18 protein-coding genes are annotated in these 26147 nt (G+C 67.5%); 5 read left to right on the top strand and 13 right to left on the bottom strand.

Going from position 1 to position 26147, the window contains the following annotated elements:
* Window positions 1-28 precede the first annotated feature (28 nt).
* The 3 genes from BCUN_RS00810 to BCUN_RS00800 form a co-directional block, all read right to left on the bottom strand.
* Complete coding sequence (locus BCUN_RS00810) at window positions 29-727, bottom strand: methionine ABC transporter permease (protein ID WP_033515774.1); 699 nt, start codon at window positions 725-727, stop codon at window positions 29-31.
* On the bottom strand, window positions 724-1986 hold the full coding sequence (locus tag BCUN_RS00805; RefSeq protein ID WP_051920402.1) for a methionine ABC transporter ATP-binding protein: 1263 nt from the start codon (window positions 1984-1986) through the stop codon (window positions 724-726). The genes BCUN_RS00810 and BCUN_RS00805 overlap by 4 nt, the downstream gene beginning before the upstream one ends.
* Before the next feature lie 112 nt (window positions 1987-2098).
* Window positions 2099-3076: a MetQ/NlpA family ABC transporter substrate-binding protein gene (locus BCUN_RS00800; protein ID WP_238552272.1), complete on the bottom strand. Its 978-nt coding sequence runs from the start codon at window positions 3074-3076 to the stop codon at window positions 2099-2101.
* A gap of 220 nt (window positions 3077-3296) precedes the next feature.
* Between BCUN_RS00800 and BCUN_RS00795 the strand changes: the two genes are divergently transcribed.
* Window positions 3297-4100 carry a Cof-type HAD-IIB family hydrolase gene (locus BCUN_RS00795; protein ID WP_033515778.1) on the top strand — a complete coding sequence of 268 codons (804 nt, stop codon included), beginning with the start codon at window positions 3297-3299 and terminating at the stop codon, window positions 4098-4100.
* Between the two features lie 38 nt (window positions 4101-4138).
* Window positions 4139-4678 carry a peptidylprolyl isomerase gene (locus BCUN_RS00790; protein ID WP_033515780.1) on the top strand — a complete coding sequence of 180 codons (540 nt, stop codon included), beginning with the start codon at window positions 4139-4141 and terminating at the stop codon, window positions 4676-4678.
* 110 nt (window positions 4679-4788) lie between these two features.
* On the opposite strand, the gene BCUN_RS00785 is transcribed toward BCUN_RS00790, so the two are convergent.
* The 3 genes from BCUN_RS00785 to BCUN_RS00775 form a co-directional block, all read right to left on the bottom strand.
* Window positions 4789-7134: a RelA/SpoT family protein gene (locus tag BCUN_RS00785; RefSeq protein WP_033515782.1), complete on the bottom strand. Its 2346-nt coding sequence runs from the start codon at window positions 7132-7134 to the stop codon at window positions 4789-4791.
* Window positions 7135-7230: 96 nt separating this feature from the next.
* A complete protein-coding gene (gene dut, locus BCUN_RS00780; protein ID WP_033515785.1) occupies window positions 7231-7701 on the bottom strand; it encodes a dUTP diphosphatase in 471 nt (156 codons plus the stop codon).
* Window positions 7701-7994 carry a DUF4193 domain-containing protein gene (locus BCUN_RS00775; RefSeq protein ID WP_033515787.1) on the bottom strand — a complete coding sequence of 98 codons (294 nt, stop codon included), beginning with the start codon at window positions 7992-7994 and terminating at the stop codon, window positions 7701-7703. Before BCUN_RS00775 ends, dut begins: the two co-directional genes overlap by 1 nt.
* 156 nt (window positions 7995-8150) lie before the next feature.
* Between BCUN_RS00775 and sepH the strand changes: the two genes are divergently transcribed.
* Window positions 8151-9116: a septation protein SepH gene (sepH, locus tag BCUN_RS00770; RefSeq protein ID WP_033515789.1), complete on the top strand. Its 966-nt coding sequence runs from the start codon at window positions 8151-8153 to the stop codon at window positions 9114-9116.
* Window positions 9117-9129: 13 nt separating this feature from the next.
* Here the strand turns inward: sepH and BCUN_RS00765 are convergent, their stop codons facing one another.
* Window positions 9130-10395, bottom strand: a complete 1266-nt coding sequence (locus tag BCUN_RS00765; protein WP_420796456.1) for an alkaline phosphatase family protein — start codon at window positions 10393-10395, stop codon at window positions 9130-9132.
* A 116-nt stretch (window positions 10396-10511) separates the two neighbouring features.
* On the opposite strand from BCUN_RS00765, the gene BCUN_RS00760 reads away from it, so the two are divergent.
* A complete protein-coding gene (locus BCUN_RS00760) occupies window positions 10512-13157 on the top strand; it encodes a DNA gyrase/topoisomerase IV subunit A (RefSeq protein ID WP_033515792.1) in 2646 nt (881 codons plus the stop codon).
* Window positions 13158-13169: 12 nt separating this feature from the next.
* Here BCUN_RS00760 and BCUN_RS00755 read toward each other — a convergent pair whose 3' ends face one another.
* The 3 genes from BCUN_RS00755 to BCUN_RS00745 form a co-directional block, all read right to left on the bottom strand.
* Window positions 13170-14126, bottom strand: coding sequence for a GRP family sugar transporter (locus BCUN_RS00755; protein ID WP_033515794.1), 957 nt, complete (start codon window positions 14124-14126; stop codon window positions 13170-13172).
* A gap of 153 nt (window positions 14127-14279) precedes the next feature.
* The gene (locus tag BCUN_RS00750; RefSeq protein ID WP_033515796.1) at window positions 14280-18773 is read right to left on the bottom strand and encodes a DEAD/DEAH box helicase; all 4494 of its coding nucleotides are present in this window, start codon (window positions 18771-18773) and stop codon (window positions 14280-14282) included.
* A gap of 64 nt (window positions 18774-18837) precedes the next feature.
* On the bottom strand, window positions 18838-20055 hold the full coding sequence (locus BCUN_RS00745; RefSeq protein ID WP_033515799.1) for an MFS transporter: 1218 nt from the start codon (window positions 20053-20055) through the stop codon (window positions 18838-18840).
* Between the two features lie 160 nt (window positions 20056-20215).
* On the opposite strand from BCUN_RS00745, the gene BCUN_RS00740 reads away from it, so the two are divergent.
* Entirely contained in the window at window positions 20216-21352 is a 1137-nt protein-coding gene (locus BCUN_RS00740) for a glycosyltransferase family 4 protein (protein ID WP_033515801.1), read from the top strand.
* A 72-nt stretch (window positions 21353-21424) separates the two neighbouring features.
* Here the strand turns inward: BCUN_RS00740 and BCUN_RS00735 are convergent, their stop codons facing one another.
* The 3 genes from BCUN_RS00735 to BCUN_RS11205 form a co-directional block, all read right to left on the bottom strand.
* Window positions 21425-23761 (bottom strand): DNA gyrase/topoisomerase IV subunit B, encoded by a 2337-nt coding sequence (locus tag BCUN_RS00735; protein WP_033515803.1) that lies wholly within the window; start codon window positions 23759-23761, stop codon window positions 21425-21427.
* A gap of 118 nt (window positions 23762-23879) precedes the next feature.
* Window positions 23880-25265, bottom strand: a complete 1386-nt coding sequence (locus tag BCUN_RS00730; protein WP_033515805.1) for an RNA polymerase sigma factor — start codon at window positions 25263-25265, stop codon at window positions 23880-23882.
* Between the two features lie 109 nt (window positions 25266-25374).
* On the bottom strand, window positions 25375-26058 hold the full coding sequence (locus BCUN_RS11205; protein ID WP_051920398.1) for a hypothetical protein: 684 nt from the start codon (window positions 26056-26058) through the stop codon (window positions 25375-25377).
* Window positions 26059-26147: the final 89 nt, after the last annotated feature.

The raw sequence follows: 26147 nt of genomic DNA, 5'->3' as shown, positions 1-26147 counted from the left end.
GACGGCCCGGGGATGCGGCTGCGGGAGGCTACCGGCGCAGCAGACGCTTGGCGATGGCGTTGGCGATGGCCTGCACGACCTGCACGAGCACGATCATGATGATGACCGCGGTCCAGGTGACGGCTTGGTCGAACTTCTGGTAGCCGTAGGCGATCGCGAAGTTGCCCAGGCCGCCGCCGCCGATGTAGCCGGCCATCGCGGACATGTCGAGCACGCCGATGAACAGGAAGGCATAGGCGAGGATGAGCGGGGCGAGCGCCTCGGGGATGAGCACGGTGCGGATGATGGTGAAGGTGGAGGCGCCCATGGAGCGGGCCGCCTCGATCATGCCGTGGTCCACGGGCACGAGGTTCTGCTCCACGAGCCTGGACGTGGCGAAGGTGCACATCACGACCATCGGGAAGATCGCGGCCGAGGTGCCGATGGAGGTGCCCACCACCTTGATGGTCAGCGGCTGCATGGCCGCCAGGAAGATGATGAAGGGGATGGGCCGGACGATGTTCACCAGGATGTCGAGGATGCGGTAGACCACCCGGTTCTCGAAGAGGTTGCCCGGCCGGGTGCCGTAGAGCACCACGCCGAGGACGAGGCCGAGGGCGCCGCCGATGACGATCGTGATGAGCACCATCTGCAGGGTCTGCACGATGGACTGGCCGAGCAAGGGGCGCAGCACGCTCCAGTCGGTGCGGCTGGCCAGGGTGACGCCGTGTGCCGTGATTGCGTTCATCGGGTGCTTCCTTCCTGCTGGGAGGCGGTGGGTGTTTCCTCGACGGCGTCATCGACCTGCTCCTCCATCTCCAGGTCGTCGGCGAGCGTGCGGCGCGTGCGCGTCGCCTCCTCCTCCAGCGGCGGCGCGAGCTGCGCCCGGGCGACCGCCGTGTCGTAGTCGACGGGGTGTTCGCGGGTGCCGAAGTCGACGATGTCGCTGTGCCTGGCGAGGTCCGCCAGGAAGGTGTCGATGTGGTCGGCGTCGCCGGTGAACTCGTAGGTCATGGCGCCGATGGCGATGTCCTGGACGGTGTCGATGCCGCCGTAGAGCAGGGAACTGCGTACGTCATGGCGCGCGATGAGCTCGGAGATGTCCTGTCCGGAGGCGGGCACGAGCACGCGCCCGGCGGCGTCGGTGATGTCGTGCTGGCGGATGAGCACGCTGACGAGGCGGCCGGGCCACTGCGAGCGCATGACCTCGATGCGCGCCTGGTCGGGCAGTCCGTCCATGGCCGTGGCTATGAAGCGCTTGGTGACTTCCTGACGCGGGGCGGCGAACACGTCGTAGGTGCGTCCCTGTTCGACGACCTTGCCGGCGCTCATGACGGCGACGCGGTTGGCGATCTGCTGGACGACGTTCATCTGGTGCGTGATGAGGACGATGGTGATGCCGAACCGCTCGTTGACGCGCTTGAGCAGTTCGAGCACCTCGGTGGTGGTCTCCGGGTCGAGGGCGCTGGTGGCCTCGTCGGCGAGCAGGACCTTGGGGTTGGTGGCCAGTGCGCGGGCGATGCCGACGCGCTGCTTCTGGCCGCCCGACAGCTGCGAGGGGTACTTGTCCGCATGCTCGGACAGGCCGACGAACTCGAGCAGTTCCTTGACGCGCTTGTCCTGGTAGTCCTTGCGCCAGTGGTCGAGTTTGAGCGGGTAGGCGACGTTCTGCGCGACCGTCTTGCTGGAGAAGAGGTTGAACTGCTGGAAGATCATGCCGATCTTCTGGCGCAGGGGGCGCAGCTGCGACTCGCGCATCGAGCTCACCTGCTGTCCCATGACGGTCACGGTGCCGCTGGTGGGCTGTTCGAGCGCGTTGATGAGACGTACCAGCGTGGACTTGCCGGCGCCCGAATATCCGATGATGCCGAAGACGTCGCCTTCGTCGATGGAGAGGGTGACGTCGTCCACCGCGCGGGCCGCATGTGCCTTGCCGCGTTGGCGGAATTCCTTGACCACGTGGTCGAATGTGATGATCGGCCCGGTCGCTTCACTGGTCTGTGCCATGGGGATCCACTGCCTTACTTCATGAGCTGCATGGTTGGTGCGTCTACACGAGCGCGCGGCCGGACCTGCCGTGCCGCGCGCTCGCGCCGTGGGCCATTCTAGCCCGGGTGCCTCACTTCTCCTTGATGTCCTGTTCGATGTCCTTCAGGTAGGACTGCAGTTCCGCGGTGGTGAACTTGTCGGCGAAGACGGCGGTGCCGTCGGCGTTCTCCTGGACCTTGTCCAGGACGGCCTTGGTCTGGAAGATCTCGACGCACTTGCGGTAGGTCTCGTTGTCCACGTCCGCGGCGCGCACGGCGAAGATGTTGATGTAGGGGCGCGATTCCTCGGCCTCGGCGTCGTCCTGGTAGATGGCGTCGGTGGGCTTGAGGCCGGCGTCGGCCACGTAGTCGTTGTTGACCACGCCGGCGGACAGGTCATTCGAGCCGCCCTTGAGGGTGTTCGCGATCTGCTCGGCCTTCATCGGGACCACCTTGACCTTGGACTTGGTCTCGTCGATGTCCTGCGGGATGGTGAAGGCCGTCCAGTCGCCCTTGAGCGTAACCAGTCCGGCGGCCTTGAGCACGCCGATGGCGCGCGCCTGGTTGGTCTCGTCGTTCGGGATGGCGACGGTGGAGCCGGCAGGCAGCTGGGAGATGTCCGTGTACTTGGGCTTGCCGTCCTCGAAGGTCGAGTAGACGCCGAGCGGGTAGATCGCCACGCCGCCGAGCGGCTGGAGGTCCTGGCCGTTGCTCACGTTGTAGTTGGCCAGGTAGAGCAGGTGCTGGAACTCGTTCATGTCAAGGTCGCCGGCGGCAAGTGCCGGGTTCTCGCTGGTGTAGTCCTGGAAGTCCTTGATCTGCACGTAGACGCCCTGCGCCTCGGCCTGCTTGGTGAACTCCACCCACTGCGGGTCGGTGGCGCCGACCACCCCGATGACCACGGGGTTCTCCTTGGTGCCCTTGGCGGCGTGGTCCTCCTTGTTCATCGCGGTGAAGCCCCAGATGGCCAGGGCTACCACCACCAGGGCCGCGATGACGGCGATGGCGATGTTGCGCGCCTTGTGGTTGACGCGTACCGGTTCGTCGGTGTTGATGTTCGGCTCTCCCATGCGGAGCATCCTCCTCGTTCTCATGGCCCGTGCCCCGCCTGCGGGCCGGGCGTCCTTGCAACGTCCCCTACCATACGTGTGCCCCTTCCGGCGACACGCGGCGGCCGTTATCGGTGATGCCTATGGCACGCCATCGCAGCGCGCCGTTCCGGCGGTTTCGCCCATGACGGAATCCCATGCCGTCCCGCTCCCCCGGACCTCCCGGCTAGACTTGGTGCCCATGAGCGACCATGCACCGATCCGTGCCGTGTTCTTCGACATCGACGGCACCCTGACCAGTTTCCGCACCCACGCCGTACCGCCTTCCACCCTGCAGGCCCTCCGCGCACTGCGCGAGCGCGGCGTGCGCATCTTCATCTGCACCGGCCGCGCCCCCGAACAGATGAGGGTCGTCCTCGACGCCATCCCCGTCGAGTTCGACGGCATCGCCGGCGTCAACGGCCAGTACTGCTGGTCGGGCGACACGGTGGTCTCCTCCAGCCCCCTGGACCCGGCGGACGTGCGGGCCATCGTCGCGTGGCTCGACGCCCATCCCGGCGTCGCCGCCTCCTTCGGAGAGGCCGACGCCACCTATTTCAACCGGGACACGCCGCAGATGCGCGCCCTGTGGTCCTCCCTGGGCAAGACGGCGCCGCGTCTGTCCTTCGTCGATCCCCATACCCGGCTGGACCATGCCATCTACGAGATCAGCCCCTACGTCGGTCAGGACCAGGAACGCGAGATCCTGGCCCTGACCGGGCATGTGCGCGGGGTGCGCTGGCACCCCGACTTCGTGGACCTCATCCCCGCCGACGGCGGCAAGGACCGCGGCATGGAGGCCCTGCTGTCCCACTTCGGCATCCCCCGCGGGCAGTCCATGGCCTTCGGCGACGGCGGCAACGACGTCGACATGCTCAGGTACGCCGCCGTGGGCGTGGCGATGGGCAACGGCACCGATGAGGCGAAGGAGGCGGCGGACTGGGTCACCGACGACGTGGACGACGACGGCATCCTGCATGCCCTTGAGCATTTCAGCGTGCTATGAACATCACGGGGCACGCCCTGCGGCTATGATGGGTGACCATGACCAATATCATCATGCATACCTCAGAAGGCGACATCGCCATCAACCTCTTCGACGACAAGGCGCCGAACACCGTCGGAAACTTCCTCGGCCTGGCCAGCGGCGAGAAGACATGGACCGACCCCATGACCGGGCAGCAGTCCAATGAACGCTTCTATGACGGCCTGACCTTCCACCGCGTCATCAAGGACTTCATGATCCAGGGCGGCTGCCCGCTGGGCACCGGCACCGGTGGCCCCGGCTACGACTTCGACGACGAGATCGACCCGTCGCTGACCTTCGACCGTCCCTACCTGCTGGCCATGGCGAACGCCGGCCTGGCGCGCGGCGCCGACGGCAAGCTGCACGGCACCAACGGCTCGCAGTTCTTCATCACGACCGTCGCCACCCCGTGGCTCAACGGCCATCACACGATCTTCGGCGAGGTCGCCGACGAGGACTCCAAGGCCGTCGTCGACAAGATCGACGCCGTGGCGACCGACCGCCGCGACCGTCCGATTGAGCCGGTAATCATCGAGGGCATCGAGGTCAAGGGCTGACCGGCCCGCGCCCTGCCGGGCGCATGGATTGAGGGGAGGGACCCGCACTGTGCAGCGCGGGTCCCTCCCCTCTTTCGCGTCCCGTCCCCTGACGAAGCCGTGGGCGTGCGTCAGTCCTTGTGGCCGCCGGCGCGCATGCGCCGCATGCGCGGCTGGTCGGCGTCCTTCGCGCCGGTCAGTCGGTAGACGTCGAAGACGCCGTCGATCTTGCGCACGGCGCTGAGCAGGGTGTTCAGGTGCTGGGGGTCGGCCATCTCGAAGCTGAACTGGCTCGTGGCCACACGGTCCGATCCGGTGGCGATGCTGCCCGAGAGGATGTTCACCCCGTGGTCGGACAGCACCCTGGTCACGTCGCTGAGCAGGTGCGGACGGTCCAGTGCCTCCACCTGGATCTTGACCATGAACAGGCCCTTGTTGCTGGTCCATTCCACCTCGACCACGCGTTCGGGTTCCTTGCGCTTGAGGTTGATCATGTTCACGCAGTCGACCCGGTGGACCGAGACGCCCTCGTTGCGGGTGATGAAGCCGATGATGCTGTCGCCGGGCACCGGCATGCAGCACTTGGCGAGCTTGACCCAGATGTCGGTCACGCCCTTGACCGAGACACCCGGACCTCCCCCGTGCTTGTGCCGGGTGGTGCGCAGCGGCAGGACCTCCTCTTCGGCCTCCTCTTCGGCCTCCTCGCTGACCTCGTCCGTGCCGATGTCCTTGACCAGATGGGAGATCACGTTCTGCGTGGAGACCTGTCCCTCGCCTATGGCGGCGAAGACGGCATCCGGGTTCGGCAGGCCCAGGTCGACCGAGACCCCCACCATGCTCTCGGGGGTGAGCAGGACGGAGACCGGCAGGTTGCGCTTGCGCATGGCGCGGGTCAGTTCGTCGCGTCCCTCGTCGATCGCCTCGGAACGGCGTTCCTTGGTGAACCATTGCCGGATCTTGTTGCGCGCCTTGGGGCTCTTCACGAAGCTCAGCCAGTCACGGGAGGGACCGGCGGTGTCCGATTTGCTGGTCAGCACCTCGACGGTGTCGCCGTTCTCCAGCTTGGTGTCCAGTGGCACGAGGCGGCCGTTGACGCGGGCGCCCATGGTGCGGTGGCCCACCTCGGTGTGCACCGCGTAGGCGAAGTCGACCGGCGTGGCGTCCGCTGGCAGCGAGACGATCTTGCCTTTCGGGGTGAAGGCGTAGACCTCCGCGGCGCCGAGGTCCTCCTTGAGGGTGCCGAGGAATTCATTGGAGTCCGGAGTCTCGCTGGTCCAATCGGCCAGCTGCTGGATCCATGCGAGGTTGTCGGCCTCGCTGAGCTCCTGGTTGTCGCGCTCCCGGTCCTTCTTGTCGGGCGTGCTCAGGGCCCGCCCCGCCTGCCCGTTCGCCTTGTACTTCCAGTGGGCCGCGATGCCGAACTCGGCGCGCCGGTGCATGTCCCAAGTACGGATCTGGATCTCGACCGGCTTGCCGCCCGGGCCGACCACCGTCGTGTGCAGGCTCTGGTACATGTTGAGCTTGGGCATGGCGATGTAGTCCTTGAAGCGTCCCGGCACGGGGCTCCAGCGCGCGTGCACGGCACCGAGCACGGCATAGCAGTCCTGGATGCTGTCCACGATGATGCGTACGCCCACCAGATCGTAGATGTCGGAAAAATCGTGGCCGCGCACGATCATCTTCTGGTAGATCGAGAAATAGTCCTTCGGTCTGCCGGTGACTGCGGCCTCGATGTGCAGGTCCTTGAGGTCGTCGTTGATCTCGGCGATGATCTGCTTGAGGTACACCTCGCGCTGCCCTGCCCGGTGGGCGACCAGCATCACGATTTCGTTGTAGATCTTCGGATAGAGGACCTTGAAGCTGAGTTCCTCGAGCTCCGTCTTGATGGCATTCATGCCCAGGCGGTTCGCCAGGGGCGCATAGACGTCGAGGGTCTCGCGTGCCTTGCGCTGTGCACTCGTGGACTTCACGTAGCGCCAGGTGCGCGCGTTGTGCACGCGGTCCGCCAGCTTCACCACGAGCACGCGCACGTCGCGGCTCATGGCCACGACCATCTTGCGGATCGTCTCCGCCTGCGCGGAGTCGCCGTACTCCATCTTCGAGAGCTTCGTCACGCCGTCCACCAAGCCGGTGACGGTATCGCCGAACTCGGCACGGCACTCCTCGAGGGTGTAGTCGGTGTCCTCCACGGTGTCATGCAGCAGGCCGGCTGCGACCACGGTGGGCCCCATGCCCAGGTCGGCCAGGATCTGTGCCACGGCGAGGGGGTGGATGATGTACGGCTCGCCTGACTTGCGCCGTTGCGGGGAATGCTGGAGCACGGCGCGCCGGTAGGCGCGCGAGAGGATCTCCATGTCCTCGTCCGGGTGGTGCTGGCGGCACATCGCCAGGATCGGCTCCAGGGGATCCAGGGGGTTGTCGCCTATCTCGCATCCAAGCATGTTCGCCGGCGGCAGTTCCTCATGCTCCTGTCCCATGTCTCCTCCTTCGCCTCGGTGCCGTGCCAGAACATTCTACCCGCGGCACGGGCACGGCGTTGCGCCACGGGCCAGGCACCGGTCCCACCGGTCCCCTTACGCGCCGGTGGAGCCGAAGCCACGTTCCGCGCGGTCCGAACCCGGCAGCCGTTCGGCAGGCACGAACCGTGCCTCCACGTAGCGTTGGATCACCAGCTGCGCGATGCGGTCGCCCGGCTCGAACACGGCCGTCTCTCGGGGGTCGAGGTTGACCAGGGGGACCATGATCTCGCCACGGTAGCCGGCATCGATGGTGCCCGGCGCATTGAGCACGGTCACGCCGCGTTTCACCGCGAGTCCGGAACGGGGATGGACCAGCGCCACGTACCCGGCGGGCAGCGCGATGGCCACGCCGGTCGGCACCAAGGCGCGCTCGAAGGGCGACAGCTTCACGCGCACGCGCGTGGACAGGTCGGCACCGGCATCGCCTGCGTGTGCGTAGCACAGCGGGACGGGCGCGCCGCCTTCCACGGACTTGACGAGCACCTCCGCCTGCTCGGGCTCGTTGTATGCCTCGTCGAAGGTCATCAGGCAGCGCACTCCTTGCACACCGGCGCACCTTCGGGCGTGGTGTAGGCCAGCTGGCTGCGGTGCTTGACCAGGAAGCATTCCGAGCAGATGAACTCGTCTCCCTGCATGGGGATGACTGTCACGGAGGCGTCCTCGTTGCTCAGATCCGCACCGGGAAGCTCGTAGTCCTCGGCGATGGCGTTCTCGTCATCGTCCATATCGTTGGATGCGTTCTGGGATCCCTTGCCCAGCGCCTGCAGCGACTCCTCGTCCTCGTCCTTGTTGCGGGGCGAATCGTAATCCTGTGCCATCGCGCACTCCTTTCGTCCACGGGCCGGAGCCATCCATATACCGCATGTCTTGCATGCTTTTTCCCCGCATAGGATACACGATTTTGCCGAAACGAAAAATCCGACACGTGGGGCACAATGTAAATTGCTCACAATGTGGATGAAAGAGGTGTTGGCATGGCTTCCGAGAATTATCCGACAGCCCGGTTCGATTCCGTGACCGACACGGGAGCCCTGGTGTTCGCGGCGGGCGACCAGCGCTTCGTCGTACCCGTCGACGACCGGCTCGAGCATGCGCTCCTCGAAGCCAAACAGGTCCTGGCGGAACGCCGTGAAGTCAACGTGACGCCTCCGACACGCACCCTTCCGATCTCCCAGATCCAGTCGCTGATCCGAGCCGGCCTCGACCCCGACCAGGTCGCGCAACGCTATGGCCTCTCCCCCGCGCTGGTACGCCGTTTCTCCGCAACGGTGCAGTCCGAGAAGGCCTACGCCATCGAACAGTTCCTGCATGTCCCGGCCCCCAAGGAAAGCAACATGCGCACGCTCGAGGATCTCATCGACCGCACCCTGGCGGCCGCGCGGATCCGCTCGGAGGAAGTCTCCTGGGGTGCGACGCGCCGGGGCCTGGAACCATGGCGCATCACCGCCTCCTTCACTTCGGCGGGCCGTCCCATACGTGCCGAATGGTCCTGGAACATGCGGGACAATTCCGTGGTGTGCATCAACAAGGCGGCCCGCAAGCTCATCGGCGAGCTCGACGCCTCCCCGCTGCCGCCGGCCACGCAGGACGACGCCGACGACGAGGTGCTGCCGCGCTCCATCGACCTGCCGGGCAATTCCGTGCGCTCGGCCCGCATCGAGATGACCGTATCCGCTCTCGGCGGCGGCCAGCCGGACCCAGGCACGGACGAGGCCACCCCGGAGGGGGACAAAGACGACATGCGGCAGGACGCGCCAATCGACCATGTGGCCCTCCAGCCGGCCAGGGACCTGGAACCGGAAGCGAAGGATACGCCTGCAGCGGAAAAAACCGACGTCCCCGCGTCCGCAACATCGTCGGAAAGGCCCCACGGCTCGCGTGGACACCGTCCCCCGGTACCCAGCTGGGACGAGATCATGTTCGGCACCTCCTCCAAATGAGGCGCCCCGGCGCTCACGCCATGTCGACCAGACAGGGGATGTCCATCTCCATCATGGTCTGCGAACCGTGGACGCCGGGCAGCAGCATCGCCCCCTCGCTTTGGTGAGCCGAATCCACCAGGGTGACAGCGCCTGCAGCCTCCACCACGAGGTCACCGACCGTGTCCCAGGCCTGCCGGCCCATGGGACCGAAGAACCCGGCATCCACCGCCTCTTGCCTGGTGCGCACCCATGCGCGCCCAGCCAGACGCCCGCGCCACCTGTCGGCCACATCCTGCACCTCCTGGCCTTCCTCCACATACACCATCATCGAGCGGGGTTCGCCGGCCAGCATGTGCACGCCCTGCATGAGCGCGGGATCCGAGGCCACGTCGATCCGCGCCGACGGGTCGGACTCCACCATGCCATGGTCGGCCACGATGACCATGAGCGTGCCCTGAGGCAGCAGTCGACGCAGCGTCGCCAGCTGGCCGTCCACCTTCTCGACGGCGGCCACCCAATCCTCGCCGTCCCAGCCATTGGCATGGCCGGTCTTGTCCACGTCGCGCAGGTACAGGTAGGCCAGCCCCGGCTGCGCACAGGCATGCGCGGCCTTGCGTACCCGGTCCCGGGGCGTGTCGGCACAGATGTAGCGCGACCCGCGCAGGGCGGCACGGGTGAAGGGAGAGAACGCGAAGCGGCTCAGGCCCACGCTGGTCACCGGCACGTCCCGTGCGGCCAGGAGCTCGAAGACCGTGGGCTCACGCTGCAGGGACTCGGGTGACGGTGCATTGCGGAAGGCGATGAGCTGGGCGAGCTCGTCGGTGGCCGGATTGCGCTGCGTATAGCCCGTCATACAGGTCAGTCCCGGGCAGGTACCGGTGCCGAAGGCGGCCAGGGCGGCCGTGGTCGTGCTGGGTGACGTCGTGCAGATCGGCCGACGGTTCACGCTGTCCCGCAGGAGGGACCGCAGGTAAGGGGCATGCCCGATGCGCAGGGCCAGGTTCCAGTATCCCAATCCGTCCACCAGGACCACCACGGCACTGCGTGCCTGGGGGAACCCGAGGGCCCGGCGCAGCCGTGCACCGTCGGCGTGCACGGCGGTGGACACCGGCGCGCCGATGGCATCCGCGAGTGCCGGCAGCACGCTGGACAGGTGCAGCGCTCCCCCGCGCGCCGCCCGGTCCGCGCAGGGCAGGTCCGCAGGGACGTCGCAGGGGCGCCCCGCATCCAGGGTGTCCCCGTACTGGGCGGTGGGCACGAATCCCAGGAGCTGCGACATGTCTGGCACTTCGATCATGCCGTCCATTCAAGCGCGGGTTTTGGACGCGTCGGACTGCCGAGAACCCTCCGCCGGAGCATCGTAAGCCGGCTTGGTAGAATGGCATGGTCTTTTCACAGGAGGAGCATCGACCCATGGTTTCGCGCCGCAAAACACCGACCCCAGCCTATGACCCGCGCACGGTCAAGGAGCATATCGTCGAGACGCCGCTCGGCGAGGAGATGAGCAAGTCATTCCTCGAATACGCGTATTCGGTCATCTATGCGCGCGCACTGCCGGATGCACGTGACGGCCTCAAGCCCGTGCAACGGCGCATCATCTACCAGATGGGCCAGATGAACCTCCTGCCCACCCATGCGTACATGAAGTCGGCCCGCGTGGTCGGCGAGGTGATGGGCAAGCTGCACCCGCACGGCGACTCGGCGATCTACGAGGCCATGGTGCGCCTCGCGCAGCCCTTCGCCATGCGGCTGACCCTGGTGGACGGCCATGGCAACTTCGGTTCGCTGGACGACGGCCCGGCGGCCTCCCGCTACACCGAGGCCCGCCTGGCGCCCGCCGCCCTGGGCATGAACGCCGACATCGACGAGGACACCGTCGACTTCTCCCCGAACTACGACAACAAGCTCAAGGAACCGCAGGTGCTCCCCGCCGCGATCCCGAACCTCCTGGTCAACGGCGCCTCGGGCATCGCGGTGGGCATGGCCACGAACATGGCCACCCACAACCTCGGCGAAGTCGTGGCCGCCGCCAAGCATGTCATGCACCATCCCGACGCGACCCTCGACGACCTCATGCGCTTCGTGCCCGGCCCCGACTGGCCGGGCGGCGGCATCATCATCGGCCGCGACGGCATCCGTGACGCCTACGGGCACGGCCGCGGGTCCCTGACCACGCGGGCCGCGACCCATGTGGAGAACGTCACGGCCCGCAAGAAGGCGATCGTGGTGACGGAACTGCCCTACATGGTGGGTCCCGAACGCGTCCTCGAGCGCATTTCGGAAAGCGTGAAGAACCACAAGCTCGAAGGCATCTCCAATGCCATCGACCTGACGGACCGCCACAACGGCACCCGCATCGTGATCGAGCTCAAGACCGGCTTCGACCCGGCGGCGGTGCTCAGCCAGCTGTTCAGGCACACGCCCCTGCAGGAGAACTTCACCATCAACAACGTCGCCCTCGTGGAGGGCCGTCCGCACACGATGGGGCTGCGCGAGATGCTCGACGTGTGGATCGCCCACCGGCGCGGCGTCATCCGCCGGCGCAGCGAGTTCAGGCGCAGGAAGGCGCAGGAGCGGCTGCACCTGGTCGACGGCCTGCTCCTGGCCCTGGTGGACATCGACGAGGTCATCCAGGTGATCCGCTCCTCCGACGACGCGGACGCCGCGCGCACCAAGCTCATGGCGGTGTTCGACCTCGACGACATCCAGGCGCAGTACATCCTCGACCTGCGCCTGCGCCGACTGACCCGGATGAGCCGTATCGAACTTGAGCGCGAACGTGACGAACTGCGCCGCGCCATCGAGGACCTGGATGCGATCCTGGCGTCGCCTGCCGCCCTCGACCGTGTGGTGGAGCAAGAGATGGACGAGGCGGTGGCCGAGTACGGCACACCGAGGCGCACCGTACTGCTCGACACCGGCGAGGATGGCTCGTTGGTGCCCGTGCGTACCGGCAACGACGACGCCCTGGCCGACTTTGCGCGTACCGCCGCGGCGCATGCGGCCCAGGTGTCCGACGCCGCGGCGGACGTCGCAGCGGCCCGCAAGGGTGACGGCGATACGGCCGCGGCGCTGCAGATCGAGGACGAGCCCTGCATGATCGCACTCAGCGCCTCCGGACTGGTGGCGCGCATGGACATGCAGGCCGCCGACGCCATGAAGGACCGTGCACCCCAGGACGCGTCGCCTGACCGCATCGTCGTTTCCCTCATCGAGGCCACCACCCGCGGCACCTATGGCCTGGTCACGTCGCACGGCCGGTTCGTAGTCGCCCAGGCCGTGGAATTGCCCCGCGTGGAGGTCGGCGACCGGGGACTCGACCTCACCGGCGGCCTGCACGCCGACGAACTGGTGCAGGGCACGGAACACACCCAGCCCCTTGCCGGCGAACACGTCATCGCCGCAGTGTCCATCGACGACACCCCACTGGCCTTCGGCACCCGCCACGGCGTCGTCAAGCGCTGGAACCGGGAATCGCCCACCACCATGGACTCCTGGAGCGTGATCGAGCTCAAGGACGGCGACGAGCTCCTCGCCGTCGGCCCCGCTCGGGACGGCGACCGCCTGGTCTTCGTCTCCTCGGACTCGTCGTTGCTGACCTTCGACGCCAAGCTGGTGCGTCCCCAGGGCCGCACCTCGGCAGGCATGGCGGGCATCCGCCTGGCACAGGACTGCGAGGCGATCGCCTTCGCCGCCGTCCCGGCGGACCGGCTGGCCTGGCACGACGCCCAGGACCCGGCCGACGTCGCGGACGCGTCGCCGGCATCGGGCACGGTGGTGCTCACCGTTGCCGGCGATGGCGGCGGATTGGCAGGCATGGAGAACGGATTCGCCAAGGTCACCCCGCTGGACCGCTACCCCACCAAGGGACGCGGCACCGGCGGCGTGCGCTCGCAACGCTTCCTCAAGGGCCAGGACTGCCTCATCCGCGCCTGCGTGGGGGCGTGGCCGATCATGGCCTGCACCGAGCAGGGGCATGCAGTCATGTTGCCGCCGGTGGACATGCGCCGTGACGGGTCGGGCACGGCACTGTCCGACCCGATCGCCTTCGTGGCGTGAGGGCGACCGCGCTCAGGCCGTGGTATACAGGGCCATGAGCGCGGCACCTGCCACGATGCAGATGGTGCCCAGCACGATGGACACCATCTGGCGCCTGGTCTTGCGCTCGTGCAGGAAGACGATGCCGCCGTATGTGGCGACCACTACGCCCAACTGGGAGAAGGTGGCGGCAATGGCCTGCCCGACATGGGGGTTGGCGGACGAGATGAAGACGAGCACATTGCCGATGGCCCAGGCCACGCCCGTGACCAGGTTGAGCGCGGTCTTGCGCGAGCGGATGAGCGAGGCGTCCCTGTCCACGAACAGGACGATGGCCAATGCCGCCAGGACCTGCCCCACGGACTGCGGGAGGATCACCGCGGTCATGTAGTACAGGCCATTGCCGTCCGGCGCGTCGTACACGGCGTCGCCGATGAAGCCGGTCTGGTGCAGCAGGTTGGGGAACACGAAATACAGCATGAAGCCCAGAGTCGAGGCGGCGATGGCGAGCAGGCCGGTACGACAGTTCGCGGCCGAGATGGCGGTGGAGGCGTCGTCGCCCTTCGCCGAGCACAGCACGGCACCTGCACTCACCAGGAGGATGGCCGCGATGCCGGCGACCCAGACATGCACGGTGGTCCACTGGCGCAGCACGATGGCGGCCATGAGCGCGTTGCCGACCACCTGCGCCGCCGTGGAGATCGGCATCGCCACGGACACGCCGAGCGGCTTGAGCGCGGAGAACTGCCCGAAGGAGCCGATGGCCCAGAACAGGCCGGAGCACAGGCCCACCACCCAGATGCGTGGCTGGAACACGTACCCCCAGCCGGCATGCGGCCCCACGTAGCACAACGCCACCGCGAGCGCGAACAGGAAGGCGCCGATGGTGGTGCCCAGGGTCCCTTGGCTGGGCTTGCCGTCGATCTTCGCGGTGATGAGACTGTTGGAGCCGATGAACAGTGCGGGCAACAACGCGATGAACATTGCCATGGGCGGGCCTTACCTCTCTGTACGGCGCCACATGCCCATGCGGCAAGACCTCCCATTGACATGTGACATGCGAACGTCCTTGTCAGGTCAGTTTTTCAAGCTATCCACCCTTCCGGGGAATTCCAAATCCGTTCGCCATGGGCAGACCGGCGGCTAGCGGTACAGGCGCAGACCTTGCGGGCATGGGGTGAAGCCGGCGGCGCGCAGGAAGGGCGTGACCGGCTGCGGTTGGGTCAACGGCCGGCCGTCGCATTCCTTGAGCGTGACACCCGTATCCGAGCGGCGGCAGGCATCCGCCAGTGCGGCACAGGCCGGCCGCAGCAGCGACTCCCCCTCGCGGAACGTGGCCATCCTGCCCGTTCCGCGGGCGGCATAGAACACCACGTCGCCGCCGTGCAGGACCACCGTGCCACCGGCTTTGCGCTGGGGCCGCACGGCGTCGGAGTCATCCCGTACCGGCCATGCCAGGGCACCTCCATACAGGCTGGCCGGATCGGTCACCTCGAGGGCGACAGTCAGGGCCGCTCCTTCGCCGCCGCGCAGCAGGTCCACGACCTGGCGCCGTGCGAACTGTGCGGCGCCGAAGCCCTGCACGAACATGCCACGCATGAGCTTGCCCCGGTCCTCCATGCGCCGCAGCACCGGGTACAGGCCGGAGAACCCTCCGGGGATGCGTGCCTGTTCCACGATGGGCTGGCTCACCACGCCGTAGCGGTCCAGGAGCAATTCCACCGTGTCGATCGCCACCTGTTCCGCCGGGACGTCCTGGTCGGCACAGGGGATCTTCGACCACATGCCGGCCAGGGCGGGCATGGCCACCGGCATGGCGACACGTGCCCGCCGGCGGGGCCGCATGGCGCGCGACGTGCCAGGCCTCACCCCGCGCAGCATGGCGAGCGTACTGTCGGTCACCCGTCCCTGTCCCGCCAGGGACCACAGGGCCGTGGTGAAAGCCCCGGTGGACCAGTGGCCCGGTCGCATCTCTCCGGTCGTCGGGTCGACGAGAGGCGCCGGCCCTTCCTGCCACCGTTGCCGGGCCCGTTCCTCCAGTTCCATGGCACCGTAAGCACCCCCGGCAGCCAGGACCTGCATGATGGCGTCCTCGATGGACAGACCATCCTCTTGCGTGCCGGCCGGCGGCTGCGCCTGAACGAGTGCCTGCAACTGCACCGAACCTGTGCCGAAGAGACGCACCGTGTCCACGCCGTGGTCGGATGCCCCCTCGCCGACCCAGACGACGTCACCTGCCGCGATGAGCTCGTCGAGCATCATCGGCGCATAGTCGCGTACCCTCGCGGGCAGCACCTGGTTCTCCCAAGTGGCCAGTGGCAGTGCAACGCCCTCGAGTTGCTCGATGGCGCGCAGGACACCATCCGTCCCTTCATAGGACTCGCCGCCGGCGGATCCCACGCCCTGCTGGCGCAGCACGAAGGACTGGAACTGCACGCCGTCGACGGGCCGGACCGCCTTGCGGGCCTTCGCGAGCGACTTCGAGCGGATGGTGCGCAGGACGTCGGCGGCGACCCATTGAGGCACCCCTTGCGGCAGGCGGTCGTCGAAACGGCCGGTCATCGCATCTCCCTGCCGTTCGAGGCGGTGCAGTTCCTCGAGGACGACCTGTGCGGGCAGTCCCAGGTCCGCGATCATGGAGTCCGCAATGAAGGGGACGTGGGTCTCGAGATAGCGGTGGACCCTGCCGGCGACGTCATCCGCCACCAGCTCGTTCCAGAAGGTACGCGCGGCCAGGCGCTCGCCGGTCTCGTCGATGACCTGTCCGTCGAGCACGGCGGGCAGTTCGTCGTCGCCCAGCAATCGCCCGAGCACCTCCGGGTCCATGGCGAGCAGCCGTGCGTCGCGTTCCGCCTGGGGCATGTCCCCCGCGTACATCACCGATCCCACGAATCCGAAGAGCAGGCGGTCGGCGAAGGGCGAGGGGACGGCGGTCGTGCAGTCGTGGATGGTGATGCGCCCCTGGGAGATCCGTGTGAGGACCTCCTTGAGTGCGGGCACGTCGTAGACGTCCTGCAGGCATTCGCGGGCGGTCTCCACGACCAGGGGGAAGTTGCGCTGGGTGCGGGCCGCCGCGAGCAGTTGGGCGGCGCGCAGCCGCTGCTGCCACAGGGGGACGCGTCTGCCCGGGTCGGCCCGGGGCATGAACAGGGCGCGGGCGGCGCATTCCCGGAACCGTGCGGCGAAGAGGACGCTGCCGTCGACCTGCCGCTCGACCATCCGGGCGGCATCCTGTGGGTCCATGGCGATGAGTCCGGCGATGTCGATGGCGCCGTCGCCGTCGGGCAGGCGCATCACGATGCCGTCGTCGGCGGCGAACACCTGGCCGTCGAAACCATGGCGCTGCCTGAGCCTGGCGTCGATGGCGAGCGCCCATGGCTCATGGACGCGCCGTCCGAAGGGCGAGTGGATGATCACCCGCCAGTCCTGTTCCTCGTCGCGGCAGCGTTCGACCACGAGATGGGTGGCATCGGGGATGGTGCCGGTGGCGGCGCGCTGCTCGGCCAGGAAACCGGCCAACTGGTCGGCGGCGTGACTGTCGCAGCCATCGTGGCGCAGCCGTTCAAGTACGGCGTCGTTGAGGCGCGGATGGTCGTCCTCGGCGAGCAGTCCGCGGCTGACTGCGCCGGTCCATTCGCCCAGTGCGAGCCCATCGGCGTAGTCGCGTCCGGCCTGGTCGCCGTGCCAGAAGGGCAGGCGGGCACTGCGGCCAGGCGCCGGGGTGACGACGACACGGTCGTTGGTGATTTCCTGGATCTGCCAAGTGGAGGTGCCCAGGGCGATGACGTCGCCGATGCGGGACTCGTAGACCATTTCCTCGTCCAGTTCGCCGACGCGTCGCGGCCCCTTGCCGGCGTCGGCCTCAGGCAGGACCACGGTGTACATGCCTCGGTCGGGGATCGTGCCGCCGCTGGTCACGGCGAGCCGCTGCGCCCCGGGGCGTGCGGTGAGCATGCCGCTGTCCGTGTCGAGCATGAGCGGCGGACGGAAGGCCGAGAACGATTCGCTATGGTAGGCGCCCGTAAGCATGCCGACGGTCGAGTCGAAAAGGTCGCGGTCCAGGCGGGCGTATGGGTAGGCGGCCCGTACGGTGTCCCACCACTGCTCCACGGGCAGCAGCTCGAGGCTGGCAGCGGCGACGGTCTGCTGTGCGAGGACGTCCAGGGGTGCCTGGGGCACGTGCAATGCCTCGATGCTGCCGTCGAGCATGCCTTCTACGCTGGCGGCCGCGCCGATGATCTGGTCGCGGGTCAGGGGGTAGATGAGGGCGTGCGAGGTACCGCCCACCCGGTGGTCGGCACGCCCCACCCGCTGCAGGCCGGAGGAGATGGACAGCGGAGGCGCGACCTGGATGACCAGGTCGACCGAACCCATGTCGATGCCCAGTTCGAGGCTGCTGGTGGCCACGACGCATTTGAGCCTGCCGGCCTTGAGCCGCTCCTCGATCTGCTTGCGACGGTCCTTGGAGACCGACCCGTGATGGGCCATGGCGATGGCGTCGGCGTCCTGCACGGAGCCGACAAGCATGCTGGTGGAGCCGAAGGACGAGCGGTAATGCGCCGGCTCGGGATCGCCGCCGGCGGTGTCCTTGCCCTGCCGTTGCGCGTAGAGGTCGTTGAGCTGCGCCGTGAGCCGTTCGGCCAGTCCGCGTGAGTTGACGAAGACGAGGGTGGTGCGGTGTGCGAGGATCTCGTCGAGGATGCTGCGCTGCACCGCCGGCCAGACCGATGCGCCGGAAGTGGACGGTGCAGCGGCTGGGGCGATCGGCGGCATCTGGACATGGTCCTCCCCCTGCTTGCGTCGCGCCAGGCGTTCCATGGCCGGCGTGACGCCTGATATGCAGGCCGGCTGGGCCGGTGCCGGCAATCGTGGTGCGTCACGCTGTGTGCAGTCCACGATGCGCAGGTCGAGTTCGGGGCGCCCTTCGGCATGTGCGACCTGCACCGGGTGCGCACCGCCCAGGAAATGGGCGGCCTCTTGGACGGGGTTGACGGTGGCGGACAGCCCGATGCGCTGCGCGGGCCGCTGCAGGAGCGCATCCAGCCGTTCCAGGCTCAATGCCAGGTGGGCGCCGCGCTTGCTGCCCGCGACGGCATGGACCTCGTCCACGATGACGGTGTGCACCGTACGCAACGCCTCACGCGCCTTGGACGTGAGCATGAGGTAGAGGGACTCCGGCGTGGTCACCAGGATGTCCGGCGGGTCCGAGGCGATCTTGCGCCGTTCCTGTGCCGAGGTGTCCCCGGAACGCATGGCCACCGTGACCGGGGGAAACAGCGTGCCCTGGTCTTCAGCCATGCGTGCGATGCCCTCCAGTGGACGTTCGAGGTTGCGGGCCACGTCCACGCCGAGCGCCTTGATTGGCGACAGGTACAGGACCCCCACGCCCCGGTTGCGTCGCTTGCGCCGTGGGCCGGTCTTCGCCGCGGGGGCAGCCGCCTTGGCGCGCATGAGCGAATCGATGGCCCAGAGGAAGGCGGCCAGGGTCTTGCCGGAGCCGGTGGGAGCGATCACCAGCGCGTTCTGCCCGCTGGCGATGAGGGGCCACGCCAGTTCCTGGGCGCGGGTCGGCATGCCGAAGGCCGACCGGAACCACGCGCGGGTCGGCTCGCTGAACAACTCAAGACATTCGCACATGTGTTCGAATATTGTCCATTCACGCCCGACACGCAAGTGCCGGCGACGGGCGTGTCGCCGTCCGTCAGGCGAAGACGGCATCGGCGCGCACGCGGCGCAGCCACTCGTGCATGCCTGTCATGAGCAGCGTGAAGACCAGGAGGAACCACGGCAGCAGGGCTATGGTGGTCCACTGTGCGACCATGCCGAACAGCGGCGGCATGAGCAGCGTGCCCGTGTAGGCGCAGGCCATCTGCACGCCTACGATGGCCTGGGACTTGTCCTCGCCGAAGTAGGTGGGCGTCGAGTGGATGACACAGGGGTAGACCGGCGCGCAGCCGAGGCCGATGATGACGAAGGCGAGCGCGGACAGCCAGACGGCGTGCAACGGTATGGCCAGGGCGGCGATGCCGACGAACAGGAAGGCGCAGCCGAGGCGGATCATCTGCGGGTCAGTGAATCTCATGGTCAGGAAGCCGGACAGGAAACGGCCCACGGTGATGCCGATGAAGAACAGGCTGGCCAGGCTGGCCGACTGCGTGGCGCTGACGTGGTCGACGCGTGCCATGTAGCTCGAGGCCCATAGCATGGCGGTCTGCTCGATGGCGCAGTAGCAGAAGAACATCACCAGGATCTGGGGCGCGCCCTTGATGCGCAGCACCCCGGCCAGTCCCAGCGGCTTGGCGGGTTCGGATGCGGCGGTCACCGGGTCGGATTCCTCGGCATGGCGCAGCTCGGCGCCCGTTGCCTGTTTCGGACGCGCCGTCCATAGGGGCAGGCTGACGATGAGCATGACCGTGAGCGCCACCTGCAGGAGGCCCACCGACCGGTAGCCCCACTGCCACCCACCGCCATGCACCAGGGAAAAGCCCATCACGTAGGGCCCGATGAGCGCGCCCAGGCCCCACATGCAGTGCAGCCAGCTCATGTGGCGGCTGGTGTAGTGGATGGCCACGTAGTTGTTGAGCGCCGCATCCACCCCGCCGGCGCCGAGGCCGTAGGGAATCGCCATGAGCACCAGCACCGCGTAGTTCGGCGCCACGGAGAAGCCCAGCAACGCCAGGGCGGTGATGGCCACGGAGGCCGCCGTCACGCGCCCGGCGCCGAACCGTAGGGTGAGGCGGTCGCTGAGCAGCGCGGAGGCGATGGTGCCTGCGCTGATGACCATCGAGATGCCGCCTGCCCAGCCGAGCCTGGCGCCGATGTCGCCGCTCATCGTCGGCCATGCCGCACCCAACAGGCCATCGGGAAGTCCCAGGGAAATGAAGGCCAGGTAGATCACGGCCAGCAGCAGGTTCGCCACGTCGGTTCCTCCTTGATCGTCTTGACGGGACACGCAGTGGCACCCATGGTAGGGCACGGGAGGCCCCGACATGCCAGCGTCGCCATGGCTGCGGAACATCCTGCCAGCGCCGCGCAGCATCGCGACAGCGCTAGGGTGGCGCCCGTCTACACTGGCAACCATGTCCTACCGCATCGGTTTTGTTTTCGATGACACCCTCGACGTGCTCGACGGTGTCCAGCAGCATGTCGTCACCCTCGGCCGCGAGCTTGCCAGGCGCGGCCACCAGGTGAGCTACCTGGTCGGCGAGACTCATCACTCCCCCGTGCCCCATACCGTGTCCTTGGCACGCAACGTCATGGTCCGCTTCAACGGCAACCGCATGCGTATCCCGTTGCCCGCACCGCTGACGCCCATCAGGCAGGCCCTAACGGAGGGCGATTTCGATATCCTGCACGTCCAGGCCCCCTACAGCCCCTTGCTGGCGGGCCGTATCCTGGACCATGCCGACGAGCGTACCGGCGTGGTCGCGACCTATCACATCGCCGCATCCGGCCCCGCCTCCCGGGTCGGCGGACGACTGCTCGGGGCACTCAACGCACACAGCCACCGCAGGGTGGACGAAGTGATCGCCGTGTCCCAGGTGGCGGCCGCCTATGCCCAAGGCACCGCCCACGTGCGCGGCACGGTCGTCCCCAACCCGGTGGATCCCTCCGTGTTCCGCGCGGCACAGCCGGACGTCCCCACCGACAACCACGTGGTCTTCCTCGGCAGGTTCGTGCCCCGCAAGGGTGCCCGCACCCTGCTGGAGGCACTCGCGTACGGCGAGCGCCACGGCCTGCTGCCCGAGGGCCTGCATGCCACCTTCATCGGCGACGGCCCGCTGCTCGACGAATGCCGACGCTTCGCCTCCGGCCTGGCCACTCCCGTCGAATTCACCGGTGCGATCTACGATGCGCCCCGCAAGGCGGCCTTGCTGGCCGATGCCGACGTGGCCGTGTTCCCGGCCACCGACGGCGAGACCTTCGGCATCGTCCTGCTCGAGGCCATCGCCTCGGGGGCCGGCGTCACCCTGGCCGGCGACAATCCCGGCTACCGGTGGACCATGCGTGGCGACGCAGACGCGCTGTTCCCCGTCGACGGCGACGGCGTGGACCGCATCCTGGCCGAACGCATCGTGCGGGCGCTCACCGACCGCCCCTGGGCGCAGGAGCTCCATGACCGCGAATCCCGCCTGCTGGAACGCTACGACGTGGCCACGGTGGCCAATCAGGTCGAGGCAGTGTACGCGCGTGCCATCGCCGACCGTCGCCGCTGAACCGGGCATGCATGCGGGGTCCCGCCATGTCCATGGACGTGTCGGGGCCCCGCATGCATGCCCGGGAACCGGTCAGGTGTCGATCTTCGAGCGGTCGAAGTCCTCGGCGTTGTCGACGATGAACTGGCGCCGCGGTGGCACCTCGTCGCCCATGAGCAGGCTGAAGATGTCGTTGGCCTGTTCGGCGTCCTCCATGCGGATGCGGCGCAGCAGGCGCGAGCGCGGGTCCATGGTCGTGTCGGCCAGCTGGTTGGCGTCCATCTCGCCCAGGCCCTTGTAACGCTGGATGTCGTCCGCGTATCCGATGTGGTCCCGGTCGAGCTGTTCGAGCTTGCCGGCGAGTTCGTCATCCGAGTAGGTGTAGATGTATTCGCCCTTGCGCGGTCCCGTCAGTGCGATGCGGTGCAGGGGCGGCACGGCGGCATAGACGTGGCCGTGCTCGATCAGCGGACGCATGTACCGGTAGAAGAGGGTGAGCAACAGGGTGCGGATATGCGCGCCGTCGACGTCGGCGTCGGTCATCATGATGACCTTGTCGTACCGCGCCTGGTCGATGTCGAAGGTGGCGCCGGAACCGGCCCCGACCACCTGGATGATGGCGGCGCATTCCTTGTTCGAGAGCATCTGCGCCAGGGAGGCCTTCTGCACGTTGAGGATCTTGCCGCGGATCGGCAGCAGGGCCTGGAAGGCGGAGTTGCGGGCCGCCTTGGCGGTGCCCAACGCGGAGTCGCCCTCCACGATGAACAGCTCGGCGATGTCGTCGTTGCCCGGCTGGCAGTCCGAGAGCTTGGGCGGCATCGACGCGGATTCGAGCGCGTTCTTGCGGCGGGTGACCTCCTTGGTCTTGCGCGCCTGGATGCGCGCATGCATCTCGCCGACGATCTTCTCGAGTACGCGGCCGGACTGCTCCTTGTACCCGCGCCTGGCACCGGAGACCATCTCGGCGAACTGCTTGTCCACCAGCCGCGAGACGACGCCCTTGACGGGTGCGGTTCCCAGCACGTCCTTGGTCTGGCCCTGGAATTGCGGCTCGGCGATGCGTACGGTGACCACGGCGACCAGACCGGCCAGGATGTCGTCGCGTTCGACCTTCATCTTGGGATCCTTGAGGTTCACCTTGAGCTTGCGCGCATTCTCCTCGACCGTCTTGCGCACCTGCCTGGTGACGGCCTGCAGGAAGCCGTCGACGTGCGTGCCGCCGCCGGGGGTTGCGACGACGTTCACGAAGCTGCGGATGACGGTGTCGTACCCGTTCGTCCAGCGCATGGCGATGTCGACGTCGCAGGTGCGCAGGATGTCCTGGGCATGCAGGTCGCCCTTCTCGTCCACCACCTGCGTCTCCTCGTGGTAGGACCCTTGGCCGGTCATGCGCCAGACGGTGGAGAGGGGTTCGCCATGGGAGAGGAAGTCCACGAAGTCCACGACGCCGCCGGTGTGGCAGAACTCCTCGACACGACGGTGGCCGGGACCGCCCTTGGCATCGTCCGGGGGCGCCACCGTGGATTCCAGTGCGGTTTCGGTGCCGGCCTGCAGCTCCTGCTGCATGTCCTCGGCCCCGGTGCGTTCGAGGGCCTCTTGGGCGGCATCCACCGCGGCGCCCTGCGTGTCGTCGATCTGTTCGCCCCGGTCTGCCTTCGCTCCGGGCACGTCCGTCTCGACCATGGTGTCGAGGGATGGTTCGCCGGTTTCCTCGATGTGCTCGTCGACGACGGTGATCTTCAGGCCCGGGACCAGGAAACTTGTCTGGCGCACGCGGTCGATGAGCTGGTCGTAGTCGAAGCGCGCCGTGGCGTTGAAGATCTCCGGGTCGGCCCAGTAGCGGATGCGGGTGCCGGTCTTCCTGGCGCCGACCTTGCCGATGACCTCGAGCTCGGTGGGACGGTTCTTGCGTGTCTTCCTGAAGGGGGCGTCGGGCGACGGATGCGCCGGGTCCGGGTCTGCATAGACACCGGGGTGCCCTTGGTGGAAGGCCATGTGGTAGGTCTGGCCGTTGCGGTCCACCTCGACGTCCAGGCGCGAGCTCAGGGCGTTGACCACCGACGAGCCCACGCCGTGCAGGCCGCCCGCCGCATTGTAGGAGGCATTGCCGAACTTGGCTCCCGCATGCAGCTTGGTGAGCACCACCTCCACGCCGGTGAGCTTCGTCTTGGGCTCGATGTCCACCGGGATGCCTCGGCCGTTGTCCTCGACCTCGATGGAACCGTCCCGGTGCAGGGTGACGGTGATGTGGGTGCATACGCCGGCGAGCGCCTCGTCGACGGCGTTGTCGATGATCTCCCACAGGCAATGCATCAGTCCTTGGCTGTCGGTGGTGCCGATGTACATGCCGGGACGCTTGCGTACCGCGTCCAGCCCTTCCAGCACGGTCAGCGACCCTGCGCCGTAGGCATCCTTCTTCGTGCCTGCCATGGTTCCGATTCCTTCCGGGGCGGTGCCCCCTGATGTCTTGTCTGTGTATGCAAAAGAGCGCGGCCGCTGGGCGGCCGGCGCTCTGCAATGGGTGGAGTGCTGCCGGTTCCTCAGCCTGTCACTGGTCGAGGAAGTCGCGCAGGGTCTGGGAGCGCGAGGGGTGACGCAGCTTGGACATGGTCTTCGACTCGATCTGGCGGATGCGCTCGCGGGTGACCCCGTAGACCCGGCCGATGTCGTCGAGGGTCTTCGGCTGGCCGTCCTCCAGTCCGTACCGCATCTTGATGACGCCCGCCTCACGTGGGGACAGGGTCTCCAGCACCTGCTTGAACTGCTCCTGCAGCAGCGAGAAGGCCACTGCATCGGAGGGGGCGATGGCGTCGGTGTCCTCGATGAGGTCGCCGAACTCGGAGTCGCCGTCCTCGCCCAGCGGAGTGTGCAGGGAGATGGGTTCACGGCCGTACTTCTGCACTTCCTGGACCTTCTCGACGGGCATGTCCAGTTCGCGGGCGAGCTCGTCCGGGGTGGGCTCGCGTCCCAGGTCCTGCAGCATCTGGCGCTGGACGCGCGAGAGCTTGTTGATGACCTCCACCATGTGCACAGGCACGCGGATGGTGCGTGCCTGGTCGGCCATGGCGCGGGTGATGGCCTGGCGGATCCACCACGTGGCATACGTGGAGAACTTGAAGCCCTTCTGCCAGTCGAACTTCTCCACGGCACGGATCAGGCCCAGGTTGCCTTCCTGGATGAGGTCCAGGAACAGCATGCCGCGGCCCGTGTAACGCTTGGCGAGGGACACCACGAGACGCAGGTTCGCCTCGAGCAGGTGGTCCTTGGCCTTCTTGCCGTCGGAAGCCGCCCACTTGAGTTCGCGCTTGCGCTTGAAGTCCAGCTTGTCGCCCTCGGTATCGAGCAGGTGCTGTGCGTACAGGCCAGCCTCGATGCGTTCGGACAGGTCCACTTCCTGCTCCGCGTTCAGCAGGGATACGCGGCCGATCTGCTTGAGGTAATCCTTGACGGGGTCGGCGGTGGCTCCCGTGGTCACCACGCGACGCTTGGGGTTGGTGCCGGGGGTGGCGAGGACTTCGTCATCGTCGTCGTCGCGGACCACGAACGCCCCCTTGGCCTTGGGGTGCTCCTCCTGCGGGTGGGCGTCCTCGTCCTCCTCGTCGTCCTCGGATTCGGGGTCACCGTCGCGGGTGTCCTCGTCATCGTCGTCATGGTCGTCGCCGTCAGCGTCGTCCAGGTTCTCCAGGTCCCCGTCGAGGTCGAGGTCCTCCTCGCCGATCTGTTCGTCGTCGAGGAGCACCTCCTCATCCTCTTCAGATGGCTTCGCGGTCTTCTTGGAGGCCTTGGCAGTCTCGGTGCCCTTGGCCTTGGCGGTCGTCTTGCGCGTACGCTTCCTGGTGGCGGCAGCGGTCTTCTTCTCGGTGTCGTCCGCGGCGGCGGAGGCGGTCTTCTTGCCAGTCTTCCTCTTCGTGCTTGACGTTTGTTTCGTGGCCAAACTGCTTTCCTCCTGCGAATCTCGACAATCTTGGCGCGGCTTGCACATGGGCATAGTTCATGCAAGGGCAAGTCGCTGACTATTGGAGTAAACCATGAAACGACGACGATTATTCCCGGCATTGGCGCCTGTGCGTCCATGCGGGGCCCACACGGCGCAGCACGGCCGTGCGCACGATGCCGGCCAGGCTGATGTCCCCGTCGATGTCGGAGGCCAGGGTGGCCAGGCTGAGGCTCCTGGACGAACCCATCCACCAGGCGATGTAGGCGGCAACGGCGAAGGGCTGTCCTGCGTACTGGCGCGGCACCACCTCTCCCGCGCGCTCGCACAATGCCAAGGCCCGCTCCATGCGTCCCCTCCGGGACGGCGAGGGGGCATCCACGGCATCGAAGGCGCGTGACAGCAGGTCTCCCATGCGCATGCCGGTATGTTCGCCATGCGGCTGGGATGCGAATTCGCACAGCAGTTCCGGCGTCCATGCGTCGCCGTCCACGATGGCCGCCACGATCAATGCGTCACGCATCGCCAACGACTTCGTGAAGGTCACGCCAACCATGCACAGTGTCTCCGCAGGGCAGTCGAAGGGGTCGAAGCTTTCGTCCGACAATGCCGACAGCCACGTGTCGAGCAATGGCGGGAACCATGCCTCGGCATGTGCCTGCGGCCCCTTCGCGCGCCGTTGCGCCCGGAAGCGGTCGTCGAGCTCCCGGCACCGTCGGCAATCCCCCTCGTCCACCAGCCGTTCCGGATAGGTCAGGTGGAACAGGTCCCGTTCGTGAATGCCCATGGTCATGCCTCTTTTCCGTTGCCGTCTGGACGGCCCTGTACGGGCCGGGGACGGGCTCCGATGCCCGTCCGCATTCCCACTATTGCGCCGCCGGC

Source organism: Bifidobacterium cuniculi (genome assembly GCF_000741575.1).
GTDB lineage: Bacteria > Actinomycetota > Actinomycetes > Actinomycetales > Bifidobacteriaceae > Bifidobacterium > Bifidobacterium cuniculi.
This window is presented reverse-complemented; position numbering and strand designations above follow the sequence as displayed.

Coding starts and splice junctions, on each gene's coding strand:
- BCUN_RS00810 (WP_033515774.1), bottom strand. CDS start 727: ATGAACGCAATCACGGCACACGGCGTCACCCTGGCCAGCCGCACCGAC.
- BCUN_RS00755 (WP_033515794.1), bottom strand. CDS start 14,126: ATGGCAATGTTCATCGCGTTGTTGCCCGCACTGTTCATCGGCTCCAAC.
- BCUN_RS00735 (WP_033515803.1), bottom strand. CDS start 23,761: ATGGCAGGCACGAAGAAGGATGCCTACGGCGCAGGGTCGCTGACCGTG.
- BCUN_RS00760 (WP_033515792.1), top strand. CDS start 10,512: ATGGTTTCGCGCCGCAAAACACCGACCCCAGCCTATGACCCGCGCACG.
- sepH (WP_033515789.1), top strand. CDS start 8,151: ATGGCTTCCGAGAATTATCCGACAGCCCGGTTCGATTCCGTGACCGAC.
- dut (WP_033515785.1), bottom strand. CDS start 7,701: ATGACCTTCGACGAGGCATACAACGAGCCCGAGCAGGCGGAGGTGCTC.
- BCUN_RS00775 (WP_033515787.1), bottom strand. CDS start 7,994: ATGGCACAGGATTACGATTCGCCCCGCAACAAGGACGAGGACGAGGAG.
- BCUN_RS00765 (WP_420796456.1), bottom strand. CDS start 10,395: ATGATCGAAGTGCCAGACATGTCGCAGCTCCTGGGATTCGTGCCCACC.
- BCUN_RS00740 (WP_033515801.1), top strand. CDS start 20,216: ATGTCCTACCGCATCGGTTTTGTTTTCGATGACACCCTCGACGTGCTC.
- BCUN_RS00785 (WP_033515782.1), bottom strand. CDS start 7,134: ATGGGACAGGAGCATGAGGAACTGCCGCCGGCGAACATGCTTGGATGC.
- BCUN_RS00795 (WP_033515778.1), top strand. CDS start 3,297: ATGAGCGACCATGCACCGATCCGTGCCGTGTTCTTCGACATCGACGGC.
- BCUN_RS00790 (WP_033515780.1), top strand. CDS start 4,139: ATGACCAATATCATCATGCATACCTCAGAAGGCGACATCGCCATCAAC.
- BCUN_RS00750 (WP_033515796.1), bottom strand. CDS start 18,773: ATGTGCGAATGTCTTGAGTTGTTCAGCGAGCCGACCCGCGCGTGGTTC.
- BCUN_RS00805 (WP_051920402.1), bottom strand. CDS start 1,986: ATGGCACAGACCAGTGAAGCGACCGGGCCGATCATCACATTCGACCAC.
- BCUN_RS00800 (WP_238552272.1), bottom strand. CDS start 3,076: ATGGGAGAGCCGAACATCAACACCGACGAACCGGTACGCGTCAACCAC.
- BCUN_RS11205 (WP_051920398.1), bottom strand. CDS start 26,058: ATGACCATGGGCATTCACGAACGGGACCTGTTCCACCTGACCTATCCG.